General features: G+C 71.9%; 11 protein-coding genes. 5 read left to right on the top strand and 6 right to left on the bottom strand.

Going from position 1 to position 12,571, the window contains the following annotated elements; all coding sequences use genetic code 11:
* Nucleotides 1–4 precede the first annotated feature (4 nt).
* The gene (gene glpK / locus AB0K12_RS08775; RefSeq protein ID WP_364557039.1) at nucleotides 5–1,516 is read left to right on the top strand and encodes a glycerol kinase GlpK; all 1,512 of its coding nucleotides are present in this window, start codon (nucleotides 5–7) and stop codon (nucleotides 1,514–1,516) included.
* A gap of 169 nt (nucleotides 1,517–1,685) precedes the next feature.
* Here glpK and AB0K12_RS08770 read toward each other — a convergent pair whose 3' ends face one another.
* The 3 genes from AB0K12_RS08770 to AB0K12_RS08760 form a co-directional block, all read right to left on the bottom strand.
* Complete coding sequence (locus AB0K12_RS08770) at nucleotides 1,686–2,534, bottom strand: ABC transporter permease subunit (protein WP_364557036.1); 849 nt, start codon at nucleotides 2,532–2,534, stop codon at nucleotides 1,686–1,688.
* Nucleotides 2,531–5,299 carry a CocE/NonD family hydrolase gene (locus tag AB0K12_RS08765; protein ID WP_364557033.1) on the bottom strand — a complete coding sequence of 923 codons (2,769 nt, stop codon included), beginning with the start codon at nucleotides 5,297–5,299 and terminating at the stop codon, nucleotides 2,531–2,533. The genes AB0K12_RS08770 and AB0K12_RS08765 overlap by 4 nt, the downstream gene beginning before the upstream one ends.
* A 203-nt stretch (nucleotides 5,300–5,502) precedes the next feature.
* Nucleotides 5,503–5,910, bottom strand: coding sequence for a PaaI family thioesterase (locus tag AB0K12_RS08760; protein ID WP_364557030.1), 408 nt, complete (start codon nucleotides 5,908–5,910; stop codon nucleotides 5,503–5,505).
* 106 nt (nucleotides 5,911–6,016) lie between these two features.
* Here AB0K12_RS08760 and AB0K12_RS08755 point away from each other — a divergent pair, with 106 nt between their 5' ends.
* The 3 genes from AB0K12_RS08755 to AB0K12_RS08745 are packed head-to-tail and all read left to right on the top strand — an operon-like array spanning nucleotide 6,017 to nucleotide 9,510.
* Nucleotides 6,017–7,453 carry a cytochrome P450 gene (locus AB0K12_RS08755; RefSeq protein WP_364557027.1) on the top strand — a complete coding sequence of 479 codons (1,437 nt, stop codon included), beginning with the start codon at nucleotides 6,017–6,019 and terminating at the stop codon, nucleotides 7,451–7,453.
* 33 nt (nucleotides 7,454–7,486) lie between these two features.
* The gene (locus AB0K12_RS08750; RefSeq protein ID WP_364557024.1) at nucleotides 7,487–8,305 is read left to right on the top strand and encodes a class I SAM-dependent methyltransferase; all 819 of its coding nucleotides are present in this window, start codon (nucleotides 7,487–7,489) and stop codon (nucleotides 8,303–8,305) included.
* A 17-nt stretch (nucleotides 8,306–8,322) separates the two neighbouring features.
* Nucleotides 8,323–9,510 carry a hypothetical protein gene (locus AB0K12_RS08745; RefSeq protein ID WP_364557021.1) on the top strand — a complete coding sequence of 396 codons (1,188 nt, stop codon included), beginning with the start codon at nucleotides 8,323–8,325 and terminating at the stop codon, nucleotides 9,508–9,510.
* Between the two features lie 59 nt (nucleotides 9,511–9,569).
* On the opposite strand, the gene AB0K12_RS08740 is transcribed toward AB0K12_RS08745, so the two are convergent.
* Together AB0K12_RS08740 and AB0K12_RS08735 are read right to left on the bottom strand one after the other, a co-directional pair.
* The gene (locus AB0K12_RS08740) at nucleotides 9,570–10,604 is read right to left on the bottom strand and encodes a CopD family protein (RefSeq protein ID WP_364557019.1); all 1,035 of its coding nucleotides are present in this window, start codon (nucleotides 10,602–10,604) and stop codon (nucleotides 9,570–9,572) included.
* On the bottom strand, nucleotides 10,601–11,287 hold the full coding sequence (locus AB0K12_RS08735; protein ID WP_364557016.1) for a copper resistance CopC family protein: 687 nt from the start codon (nucleotides 11,285–11,287) through the stop codon (nucleotides 10,601–10,603). The genes AB0K12_RS08740 and AB0K12_RS08735 overlap by 4 nt, the downstream gene beginning before the upstream one ends.
* A 52-nt stretch (nucleotides 11,288–11,339) precedes the next feature.
* On the opposite strand from AB0K12_RS08735, the gene AB0K12_RS08730 reads away from it, so the two are divergent.
* A complete protein-coding gene (locus tag AB0K12_RS08730; protein ID WP_364557014.1) occupies nucleotides 11,340–11,576 on the top strand; it encodes a hypothetical protein in 237 nt (78 codons plus the stop codon).
* Here AB0K12_RS08730 and AB0K12_RS08725 read toward each other — a convergent pair.
* A complete protein-coding gene (locus AB0K12_RS08725; RefSeq protein ID WP_364557011.1) occupies nucleotides 11,533–12,522 on the bottom strand; it encodes a diiron oxygenase in 990 nt (329 codons plus the stop codon). The genes AB0K12_RS08730 and AB0K12_RS08725 overlap by 44 nt on opposite strands.
* Nucleotides 12,523–12,571 lie beyond the last annotated feature (49 nt).

Below are 12,571 nucleotides of genomic sequence, written 5' to 3'. Positions count from 1 at the left end.
AGCCATGCCTGATTTCGTCGGCGCGGTGGACCAGGGCACCACCAGCACCCGCTTCATGATCTTCGATCACGACGGCGCCGAATACGCCAAATACCAGCTCGAACACGAGCAGATCCTGCCCAGAGCCGGCTGGGTCGAGCACAACCCGATCGAGATCTGGACGCGCACCGCCGCCGTCATCCAGACCACCCTCCAGCGCACCCGACTGCACCACAGCGACCTCGCCGCGCTCGGCGTCACCAACCAGCGCGAGACCACCGTCGTGTGGAACCCGCGCACCGGCCGCCCCTACTACAACGCCATCGTCTGGCAGGACACCCGCACCGACCGCATCGCCGCCGCACTCGAACGCGACGGCCGCGGCCAGGTCATCCGCGACAAGACGGGGCTGCGGCCCGAGGCCTACTTCTCCGGCGGCAAGATCCAGTGGATCCTCGAGAACGTGGACGGCGTCCGCGAGGCCGTCGACCGCGGCGAGGCCGTCTTCGGCAACACCGACACCTGGACCCTGTGGAACCTCACCGGCGGCGTCAACGGCGGCGTGCACATCACCGACGTCACCAACGCCAGCCGCACCATGCTCATGGACCTCGACACCCTCGACTGGGACGACGAGCTGCTGTCCTTCTTCGGCATCCCGCGCGGCATGCTCCCCGAGATCCGCCCCTCCGCCGACCCCTCCCACTACGGCGTCACGCTCGGGTACGGCCCGGCCGGCGGCGAGGTGCCCATCACCGCCATCCTCGGGGACCAGCAGGCGGCCACCGTCGGCCAGGTCTGCTTCTCGCCCGGCGAGGCCAAGAACACCTACGGCACCGGCAACTTCCTGCTGCTCAACACCGGCACCTCCCGCGTACGATCCGAAAGCGGCCTGCTCACCACCGTCGCCTACAAGTTCGGCGACCAGCCGGCCGTCTACGCGCTGGAGGGCTCCATCGCCGTCACGGGCTCCGCCGTTCAGTGGCTGCGCGACCAGCTCCACATCATCACCTCCGCCCCGCAGAGCGAGACGCTGGCACGGCAGGCGCCCGACAACGGGGGCGTCTACTTCGTGCCCGCCTTCTCCGGGTTGTTCGCGCCGTACTGGCGGGCCGACGCCCGCGGCGCCATCGTCGGCCTGTCCCGCTACAACACCGACGCCCACATCGCCCGCGCGACCCTGGAGGCCATCTGCTACCAGAGCCGCGACGTGGTGGAGGCCATGCAGCGCGACTCGGGGGTCGTCCTGGACGTCCTGCGCGTGGACGGCGGCGTCACCGCGAACGACCTGTGCATGCAACTCCAGTCCGACATCCTCGGCGTCCCCGTCAGCCGCCCCACAGTCTCGGAGACCACGGCCCTGGGCGCCGCGTACGCGGCCGGCCTCGCCGTCGGCTACTGGAGAGACACCACCGAACTCCGCACCCACTGGGCAGAAGACCGCCGCTGGGAACCGACCTGGACAGAAGAACAACGCGAGGAAGGCTACGCCGGCTGGAAGAAGGCGGTGACGAAGTCCTTCGCCTGGCTCGACTGACCCCGCCCAGGGGCCGGCACTTCCGTGCCCCCGGGAACGGCGGAGGGCACGCCGTCGCCCTGCGCCCCGCCCGCACGCGTCTCCCCCAGGGGCGACGTACCAGAGGGCAGGGCACGGCTTGCGCCCCGTCATCGATCGTCTGGTGGCTCCCGAAGTCAGGGGTGGAGCGTCAGCTCACTACGTCCTTTCTGCGGAAGCGGCGAAAGGCGATGGCGATCAGGACCGCGGCGTACGTGATCGAGACCGAGGCGCCCTTGGCCATGCCGCTCCAGTCGAGCTCCGGCGCCAGGGCGTCGAGCCAGGCGTTGTTCCAGAACGTCGGCAGGAACTCGCGCAGCGACCCCAGCGCCTCGACCGCCTGGAGGATCGTGCAGACGATCCACAGCCCGACGGCCCCGCCCACCGCGCCGAGCGGCGAGTCGGTCATCGTGGAGATGAGGAAGGCCAGGGCGGCCACCACGAGCTGGCTGACCAGGGCGTACCCGATCACGATCCCGAAGCGGGGCAGGACGTCGAACGCCGGGATGACCTCACCTGTGCCGGGCACCTGGATGTCGTCCCAGCCGAACGCCAGCGTGCCCGCCAGCAGCGCCATCAGCGGCAGGCAGATCACCGCCGCCGCCGAGTAGCCGAGCGCGACGATCAGCTTCTGGCGCAGCAGCCGGTCGCGGGGGACCGGCGCCGCCAGCAGGTAGCGCAGCGACGACCAGTTGGCCTCGCTGGCCACGGTGTCGCCGCAGAACAGCGCCACCGCCACCACCAGCAGGAAGCTGGCCGACACCGACAGGGCGAACGCGGCGAAGTTGAGGCCGCTCTCGGTGGCCAGGTCGGAGATGCGCAGCGACGACTGCCCCTGCCCGCTCGACTGCGGCCCGAACTGGAACGCGATCACCAGGATCCACGGCAACGCCAGCAGCAGCGCGAACATGCCGATCGTCCGCCGCCGCTTGAACTGCCTGACGATCTCCACCCGCAGCGGCAGCGTGCGGCGCGGCGCGTAACCGGTCGCGGTGGTCATCCCTTGTCTCCGATGAGGTCGAGGAACACGTCTTCCAGGCGCGGCCCGTGCCCGTTGCCGGTCGCGGCCGAGCTGAGCAGCCGCGAGACGGGGCCGGTCGAGACCAGCCGGCCGCGCTGCATCACCACGACGTGGCTGCAGGCCTGCTCGACCTCGGCCAGCATGTGGCTGGAGACGATCACGGTACGGCCGTCGCGCGCGTAGCGCTTGAGCACCTCGCGCATCTCCCGGATCTGGGGTGGGTCGAGCCCGTTGGTGGGTTCGTCGAGCACGAGCAGGTCGGGCAGGCCGAGCATCGCCTGGGCGATGGCCAGCCGTTGCCGCATGCCCTGCGAGTAGGTGCGTACGGCCCGCTCCAGCGCCTTGCCGAGACCGGCGATCTCCAGTGCCTCGTCGAAGTGCGCGTCGGCGGTGGGCCTGCCGGTGGCCGCCCAGTAGAGCTGGATGTTGTCGCGCCCCGACAGATGCGGCAGGAACCCCGGCCCCTCGACGAACGACCCCAGCCTCGACAGCACGGGCGCGCCCGGCGTCACCCGCTCGCCGAAGATGCGGATCTCGCCCGCGTCGGGCTGGATGAGGCCCATCATCATCCGCATCGTCGTCGTCTTGCCGGCACCGTTGGGGCCGAGCAGCCCCAGCACCTGGCCCTGCTCGACACGGAACGACAGGTTGTTCACGGCCAGCTCGCCGTTGCGGTACGCCTTGGTCAGCCCGCTGATCTCCAGCGGCACCTGCGCAGGGTCGGTGACCTCGTGCCGGCCGTCGTCCGCAGCGGAACCGCCACGGTCATGCGCCTCGCCGCCGCCGGCGACGACCGCCCGCGCTGACCCGTTGGCGCCCACGCCCTCCGCAACCGCTTCGGCGTCGTCCGCGCCATCGGTGGATCGTCCGTTGACGCTCGTGGGTGTGTCGCCGTTGGCGGATGTGGCGTCCACGAGGTCGGTCGGGGCCGGCTCGGCGGGCTGGGAGGCGGGGGTGAGGGCGGGGCGGCGGGACGTGGTGCGGCCCGTCGCCAGGATGACGGCGGCGACCACGATGGCGGCCAGCGGCATCGCCCACACCCACCACGCGACCCCGGTCGGCGCGGCGGCGAGCGTGGAGACGGTCGGGACGGTCAGCGCCGGGGAGGCCAGCGCCACCTGGTACGCGGCGGGCTGGGCCGGCGTCGCGAAGCCCATGTCGGTCGTCGTCACCACCAGGCGCAGGCGGTGACCCACGGCGAAGCGGTGGTCGACGGCCGGCAGCGTGATCGTCGCCTCGGCGCTGCCCGCGCCCTCGGGGATGGTCACCCGGAACGGCGCCACCAGCCCCGCGGGCAGGGTGGGCGGCTGGAGGGCGTCGGCCACGTCGTAGAGCTTGGCGAACAGCGTCGCCTCGCCCTTGCCCGTCACCCTGACCTTGACGGTCGGGCTGCCGGTGAGCTGGAGCGGCGCGGTGAGCGGCCGGGACTCGAAGGCGGCGCTCTGGCCCGGCATGTCGAGGGAGACGCCGGTGCCCTGGCCGCCCAGCAGGCCGCCGATGCCCGGCACCGTGGAGATCGAGGCGGGCGCGCCGCCCGGCGGGTTGACGACGTTCTGGGCGGGGCCGCTCAGCTCGACCGTGGTGGTGTCGGTGCCGGTCAGGCCGGGGTAGGAGTCGGCCTCGGGGTGCAGGCGGATGCGCTGGCGGGTGCCGGGGTCGCGCCCGCCGTCGCGGGTCACTGTGAACGCGCTCACCGGCGTCGCGGCGTCACCTGGGCCCTCGCCCTTGAGATAGCGGCCGAACCAGGCCGAGGTCTGCTCGAACAGCCAGTCGGCCTCGCCGTTGCCGCCGTCGTGCCCGCCGTCGAACCAGGCGATGCTCACCGGCGTGCCGGCGGCGGCGATGGCCTTGGCGTTGGCGTCGGCGTGGCCGATCGGGAACAGCGAGTCGCGCTGCCCCTGGATGAGCAGCGTCGGCGCCTTGATCTGCCCGGCCACCGTGACGGGGCTGGACTTGCGCAGCAGCTCCACCGCCTCGGGCGTGGCCCGGCCGTCGGTGGCGACCTGCTGGTAGATGTCGCAGATGGCGGGCAGGAACCTGCCGCACCGCGCCTGCTCAGGCGTCAGCGGCGCGGGGGCCTCGCGCCGGCCCAGCAGCGACGAGGCGTCGAGCGAGACGCCCTGGCCGAAGAAGATGCCGGCCCACATGCGCTTGAAGACCCCGCCGGCCCTCTCGCCCGAGCTCGGCGCGGCCGCGTTGGGGAACAGCGCGTCGGCCAGGTCGGACCAGGTGATCTGCGGGACGATCGCATCGACCCGCTGGTCGTGGGCCGCCGTCATCAGCGCGATGGCGCCGCCGTAGGAGCCGCCCGCGATGCCCACGCGCGGGTCACCCGCCGCGTCGAGCTGCACGTCGGGACGCTTGGCGAGCCAGTCGATCAGCTGCTTGACGTCTTTGACCTCGTAGTCGGGCGAGTTGAGCGCGATCTGGCCGCCGGAACGGCCGAAGCCGCGCGCCGACCACGTCAGCACGCCGTAGCCTTGCTGGGCGAGGCGGACCGCTTGGTCCCGCATGCTCTGCTTGCTGCCGCCGAAACCGTGGGCGAGCAGGATGACGGGCGCTTTTCCGCCTTCTGGCGGCGGGAAGAACGTCGTGTCGAGTTCGACCCGTTGGTCGTCTGACGGTCCGTCGACGACGGTTATCTGCTGGTCTTGGCCCCGCACCTGGGGCGCCGACGGCCACACGAGCCATGTCGCCACCCCGATCAGGGCGAGTGCCACTACCAGAGCGGCCACACGCTTCATGTGGTGAGCCTACTTTCCGCACCTGAGAGATCCCTGAGACGGCGCCCGCGCGGGCACCGCCCCAGGAGTGAACCGGGGCTGAAAGGACTGGTCAGCGGCCGTCCCGGCAAGATCGCGCGAACCCTCGCGGCTCAGGCCCCGAACTCTCGCGGTCTGGGCGAACGGTCACGCGGGCAGTGCTCAGACCATGGCCTGGGCGGGTGTCACCCCAGGAGTGCGTAGACGGTCGTGGCGTGGGCGGCCGTCTCCGGGCTGCTCGCCGCACGCAAGGTGATCTCGGAGAAGGCGAGCGTGCGCCCGAGCTTGGTGATGCGGACGTCGATCAGCACGTCGTCGCCGACCACCGGCCGCTGGAACGTGGTGGACTGCTGCACCGTCGTCATCGGCACGAACCCGCCGCGCGCCGCCGAGATCGCGACGACCGTGGCGGTGTCGGCGGCGGCCATCATGGCCTGGCCGCACAGCCCGCCGCCCTCCCTCGCCAGGTCGTCGGACCAGGGGAGGCGGACGATCGCGTGGCGCTCGCCGACCTCCTCCACGCGCAGCCCGAGCTGACGGATCCAGGGGGCGAAGTATTCCTGGAGGATCGCCTCTGCGTCTTCTGGAGTCACGCGGACATCATGCACGCTGGACAGGACGGGCGGGCCGCCTCACGTACGACCTGTGGACAACCGGCCACGCCCCGCGAACGCCTGTGGACGAGCCGGGAGGATGCGCATGTCGGCCGCGAACGACGACGGCGCGATGGACCGACGCCCCCGACGACCGACGCCTGAGGAGGCGGACCAGGGGCCGGGGGAGCGGGATCGGCGGCGCCAAGTGAAGGAGGCGAGCCAGAGGCCGGGGGAGCGGGATCGGCGGCGCCAGGCGACGGAGGCGGGGCTTGGCGGTGATGTGGTCGAGGTGTTCCTGCCCGCCACCTACGATCAGGCCGTCCCCTACGAGCTCTTCGCCCGGCTGCGAGAGGAGAGCCCCGTCTGCCGCGTCCCCGAGCCTCCGGTGGGGCCGTGGCGGCCGGGGCCCGGGTACTGGGCGGTGTTCCGGCATGCCGACGTCAAGCACGTCCTGCGTACCCCGGAGGACTTCTCCTCCCACCTCGGCGCCACCCAGATCCGCGACCCCGACACCCCGTCCGACCTGGAGTTCGTCCAGGTGCAGATGCTGAACATGGACCCGCCGGGCCACTCCAGGCTGCGCAGGATCGTGGCGGCGGCGTTCACGCCCCGCGCCGTACGCGCCCTGGAGCGGACGATCGAGCGGCGGGCGGGGGCGCTGTTCGGCGAGGGGGAGTGCGACTTCGTGGAGGTGGCCGCCGACCTGCCCGTCTGGACGCTGGCGCACGTCATGGGGGTGCCCGCGCAGGACAGGCGGCTGCTGTACGACTGGGCGTCGCGCGTCATCGGCTACCAGGACGCCGACTACGCGGGCCTGTCCACGGCGGACGTCGCCTCCCTGACCCCCATGGGCCGTCACGCCGTCAAGGCCAGGCCGGAGCCGCGGCCCGGCGTCAACCCGCGGTCGCGGGCAGCCCTGGCCGACATGTTCGCCTACGCGCACGCGCTGGGGGAGGCCCCCGTGGACGACGAGTCCGTCATGTCCGCCATGCGGAAGGGCGGCCTGACGGAGGCCGAGTTCGAGAACATGTTCTTCCTGTTCGCCGTCGCCGGGAACGAGACCCTGCGCAACGGCATCCCCGGCGGCCTGCTCACCCTCCTCCAGCACCCGGACCAGCTGGAGCGCCTGCGCGCACACCCCGAGCTGCTCGGCTCCGCCATCGAGGAGATGCTGCGCTTCTGGCCGCCGGTCATGCACTTCCGTCGTACGGCGACCCGCGACCTCACCCTCGGCGGGCAGCCGATCAGGGCCGGCGAGAAGGTGGTCGTCTACCACGCCTCGGCCAACCGCGACCCGGCCGTCTTCCCCGACCCCGACCGCTTCGACATCGCCCGCACCCCCAACGACCACGTCAGCTTCGGCTTCGGCCCGCACTTCTGTCTCGGCGCGCACCTGGCCCGCGCCCAGCTCCGCTCGGTGTTCAGGGAACTGCTCAAGTGGGACGTCGAACTCGCCGGCCCGCCCCGCCGCCTCACCTCCAACTTCCAGAACGGCCTCAAGCACCTTCCGGTACGCCTGAGCTCCAGGAAAACGTGCTGAAAACCCGGCGATCGGCTGCCTATCATCACGATCATGGCCGACTACCTGCGTATCAACCGGGACAACTGGAACGCGCGCGTCCCCGTCCACGTCGCCAGCTCCTTCTACGACGTGGCGGGCTTCAGGTCGGGCCGCAGCCCGCTGCGCGCGTTCGAGATCGAGGAGGTCGGCGAGGTGACCGGCCGCAGCCTGGTGCACCTGCAGTGCCACTTCGGCCTCGACACGCTCTCCTGGGCGAGGCTGGGCGCGGAGGTGACCGGCCTCGACCTGTCCGACGCCGCGATCGACCAGGCCGAGCGCATCGCCGCGGAGTGCGGCATCCCGGCGCGGTTCGTCACGGCCGACGTGTACGACGCCCCTGAGGCGCTCGGCGCGACGTACGACATCGTCTACACCGGCATCGGCGCCCTCGTCTGGCTGCCCGACCTCGCCCGCTGGGCCGAGACCGTCGCCCGCCTGCTCAAACCCGGCGGATTCCTCTATGTCGCCGATTTCCACCCGTTCACCGAGGTCCTCGACGACGAAACCGGCACCAAGGTCACCAACGACTACTTCGACCGCGGCCCCCACGTCTGGGACTACCCGCACACCTACACCGGCCCGGAAGTCCTCGAACACCAGACGTCCGTGGAGTTCAGGCACGGCATGGGCGAGATCGTCACCGCGGTCGCGAACGCCGGCCTGCGCCTGGAGTTCCTGCACGAGCACGACCACACGTTGTTCCGCCGCTTCGGCACCTTCACCGAACGCGACGGCGGCTACCGCCCGCCCGCCGGCGCGCCGCGGATCCCGCTGATGTTCTCCCTGCGGGCGACCGCGAGCCCGGCCGGGAGCGGCGTTCCGGGCGGCTGACCGTAAGATTCTCTGCCGTGAAGTCTCCAGCATCGCTCAAGAAGGCCGCCGCGTGGGCCCTGCCCTACTGGACCCGCGGCGAGGCAGGCCGCGACACACCGCCCGACCTGTTCAGGGCGCTCTACTTCGGCTGGCTGGTGGCGCTCACGCTCAAGCTGCTCGGCTCGGCCTGGGACGTCTCCTGGCACTTCAAGTGGCTGCGCGACGACCTGGCGCCGCCCCACCTGCTCAACTCCGCCGGCACCGCCGTCGCCGTCGCCCTCACCCTGATCCACGGCTACACCGGCTACGGCGTCGACAAGAAGGCGCTCAGGCTCATCCAGTGGGGCACCGGCATCTTCCTCGTCGCGGTGCCGCTCGACCTGATCAACCACCGCGTCAACGGGCTCGACATCACCTCGTGGAGCCCGTCCCACATCATGCTGTACGTCGGCACGTTCTTCATGATCGCCGGCGTGATCAGGGGCTGGTTCATGGGGGCGCCGCCCGGCCGCGAGCGCACGGTCGTGCTGGGCGCCTTCTTCGCGTTCTTCCTGGAGAACGTGCACTTCCCCGAGCAGCACCAGGAGTACGGCGTGCTCTCGCTCGGCGCCTGGGACAACAAGGCGACCTACGCCGAGCCCATCCTGCTCCAGTTCGCTGCCGACCAGATGAACCGGCCGGTCGACAGGGAGATGATGGCCGGGTTCGCGCTGCCGGTGCCCGACTACCTCTACCCGGTCTACGCGGTGGTCGTCGGGCTGTCGGTGCTGGTGCTGGCCAGGCGGCTGATCGGCAGGTTCGGCGCGGCCACGCTCGTCGCGGCCGGCTACGTCGGGTTCAGGACCGTGATCTGGCCGCTGCTCACCTTCACCGGCTTCCCGCCGTCCGCGCTGCCGTTCTTCCTGGTCGTGGCCGGCTTGCTGGTGGACGTCGCGTTCCTGGTGCGGATGCCGTACGTGCGGGCGGTGCTGGGCACGGTCGTCGCGACCGCCGCCGCGTACGGCGCGCTCGTGGTGCAGAACGCGGCCATGGGGCCGGTCTACGGCGCTCTCAAGGGCCAGGAGGGGCTGCTCGGAGCGCCCCCGCTCGCCACGTCGTCGGCGGTGTGGGCCGGCATCGGCCTGCTCGTCGCCTGGCTGGCGATCGAGGCCCTCACCGGCCGCAGGAAGGCTCAACCCGTGGGAGCGCCCGCCCCGGTGGTGGCGGCCCCGGCCACCACCTGAGACTCGGGCCACCACCTGAGGCTCCCGCCACCACCTGAGGCTCCGGGCAGGAGGAGCGGTCAGGCGATCGAGGCGCGGGTGATCGCCACCGCCACCCCGTAGGCCAGGCCCATCACGCTCACCTCGGCCACCGTCCACCCGACCAGGGCGGTGGCCTGCCCCCTCCTGATGGCGGGCAGCAGCCGGAAGCGGATGTGCGCGGCCAGCGGCACCAGCAGCGCCACCAGCGCCGCCTTGACCACGACCAGCAGTCCGTAGTGGCTGGTCACGATCGCGCCGGGCAGCGTCACGCCGGGCGTGAGCGCCATCGTGCCGAGCCCGGTGATCAGGCCCGACAGCGCCACCAGGAGCAGGCACACGGTGGCGATCCTGGAGAACCTCGGCAGCGCCACGGCCAGCAGGTCGCGGTGCGGGGCGAGGAAGGCGGCCGTGACGACCAGCCCGCCGGTCCACGCCGCCGCACCCATCACGTGGACCTCCATCGAGATCATGATGGGGTCGTGCCAGATCGAGTTGACGGCGTGGCCGGTGACCGGGATCGGCAGCAGCCCGAACAACCCCACGATCACCCGCAGCTCGGCCGGCACCTTCTCGCCGAACCGCACCGCCATCAGCCCGATCCCCGCCGCCGCCAGCGCGCACGCGGCGCTGAACAGCAGGCCCTGTCCCGTGCCGACGGTGTCGACGTAGCTCGCGATCATCCCGAACGTCGGCACCACGCCGGGGTTGAGCTCGGCCGTCTGGAAGACGACCGTGAGCAGCGCGCAGATCGCCCACGCCCACGCGGCCACCACCGCCAGCGGGCGCACCCGCACCAGGACCGGCTCGGTACGCTCCGGCGCGTTGAAGCCGAGCAGCTTGGGCAGCAGGCTCAGCCCGACCACGGCCACGGCGGCGACGTCGAGCAGCGCCCTGACGAGGGGCAGGCCGATCTCCACGACGGGCCCCGGCATGGGGATGCCCGGCACGGACTCCTGCGCCGTCAGCGAACTCGCCGCCACGGCCGCGACGACCGCGCACACCCCGAAAGCCCCGGCGACCAGCCGCCCGCCGACCTTCCGCGTCTGCGGCAGCGGGGGAGCAATCACACTCACGCCCGGGCCCCCTCACCGGAACGCCCACCGTCGCCCGCCGTGGGGGCTGGGGGTTCGGAGCCAGGGGAGTCGAGCGCGGCGGGGGCCGAGGAGTCTGCGGGGACAGCCGCAGGGGGTGCGGAGGCCGCTGGGGAGGCCGCTGGGGAGGCCGCAGGAGATGCGGGGGCCGAGCGGCGGAGGGCGACGATGGTGCCCGCGGCCAGGACGATCAGGGCGCCCAGGACCCACAGCACCGCCATCCCGGCGCCGCCGTTGGCCGCCGCCTCGGCCGCCGAGGCGTCGGAGCCGCCGGCCGTCTCCCGCGCGGCGGGCGCAGCGGCGCCGCCGCCCGTCACGGTGAAGGAGATCTTCCCGGTGACCGGGTGCCCGTCGGCCGACAGGATGCGGTAGCCCACCACGTATGACCCGGCGGGCAACGGCTTGACCTGGACGGTGACCCGTTCCGCCGCCACCGAGGCGGCACCGTCGGCCCACGAGCCGCCGTCCGCCGACGTGACGCCCACCTGCGCGTACCCCTGGCGCACCGCCTGGTCGAACACCAGCGTCACCCGCTCGGGCGCGGCCGTCAGCGCGGCTCCGTCCTTGGGGTCGCTGCTGATGAGCACGTTGTGCGCCCGCGCGGGGGACCAGAGCAGCCCGGTCGCCGCGACGGCGAGCAGCAGGACCGTGAGTAGCCGCCTCACAGATCGAAACCTTCCATCGAACCTCGTCATGAACCTGTATATGGTCCCACCCATGGCGGACCTGTTCGGCGGCGCGGCCCCCTACTACGCGAAATACCGCACCCGCCCACCGGAGCCGGCGATCGCTCACCTGGCGGCGGCGTTCGGTGCGGACAGCACGGTGCTGGACCTCGGCTGCGGCCCTGGCACGCTCGCGATCCCGCCGGCAGGACGGGTGCGCGAGGTCCGGCCGTCGCTGACGACGGTCACCGAGGTCGTGACGGCGCGGCGTCCGCCCAGATCCCCATGAGCTTCCAGACCCGCCGGCTGACCGGGTTGACCAGCCCGATCTCGGCGCACAGCGCGCGCGTGCGGGCCACCGAGTCGCGGACCTCGCGCCCGGCGTCCGGGTCGCGCAGATAGACGTCGGCCACCACGCTCGCGGGGATGCGGAAGCGCCGGATCATCGGCCCGGGCGGAGCGAGCATGATGCGCGCCATCACGCCGAGCACGACCGGCGCGAACAGGCCGAGCAGGAACCGCCGGTGCGCCGGCATCCTGGGCACCCGGTTGCGCAGGTAGTGCCGGGCGAACGAGATGTGCCTGGCCTCCTCCGCGACGTGGATGCGCATGATGGTCTCCTCCAGCGGGTGGTGCGGCCTGCTGTCCTTGAGCACCCTGCGCTGGACGTGGTCGATCGGGTCCTCGCCGCCGAGCACGAACACGAAGAACAGCTCGGTCGAGATCAGCGGGATCCAGGGCGCGACCTGCGCGACGGCCGACAGGGGGCGCGGCATGCCGCGGATCGGCATCCCGGTACGGTTCACGAACTCCTGGAACATCATCCCGTGATGTCCCTCTTCGATGGTCTCGTGGTAGACGTACCGGAACTCGGGTGACCCGTTGGGCAGCCGGTAGGCGTAGTTGAGCAGCCCGCGCTTGAGCAGGTTCTCGAACTGCAGGCCGATCTTCATCGCGGTGGCCACCCGCCACAGCCCGATCCGCGCGCGCACCTCGGGGGGCTGGGCGCGGTACCAGGGGTGGCCGCCCAGCCGGTCGACCCCTGGCAGCTCCCAGCGCGGGTCGGACGGGTCCACGTGGAACTCCGGGTCGTCCCACGGGATGTCGCGGTAGGGCTCCCAGTGCTTGTCGACGGACGCCTTCGAGAGGCGTTCGATGACCGCGCGGTAGGCGCCGCCGTCGCCGACGTGCTCGTCGCGTTCCTGGGGGGCGGTAGAGCGTGGTGCGGACGTCATCGCTGCGCTCCTCTCCTCGCCCAGTAATTGTACGAAGCATCCAATAAGG

Source organism: Nonomuraea sp. NPDC049419 (assembly GCF_040676995.1).
Classification (GTDB): domain Bacteria; phylum Actinomycetota; class Actinomycetes; order Streptosporangiales; family Streptosporangiaceae; genus Nonomuraea; species Nonomuraea salmonea.
The sequence above is the reverse complement of the archived record's forward strand: the minus strand, read 5'-3'. Positions and strand labels throughout refer to the sequence as shown.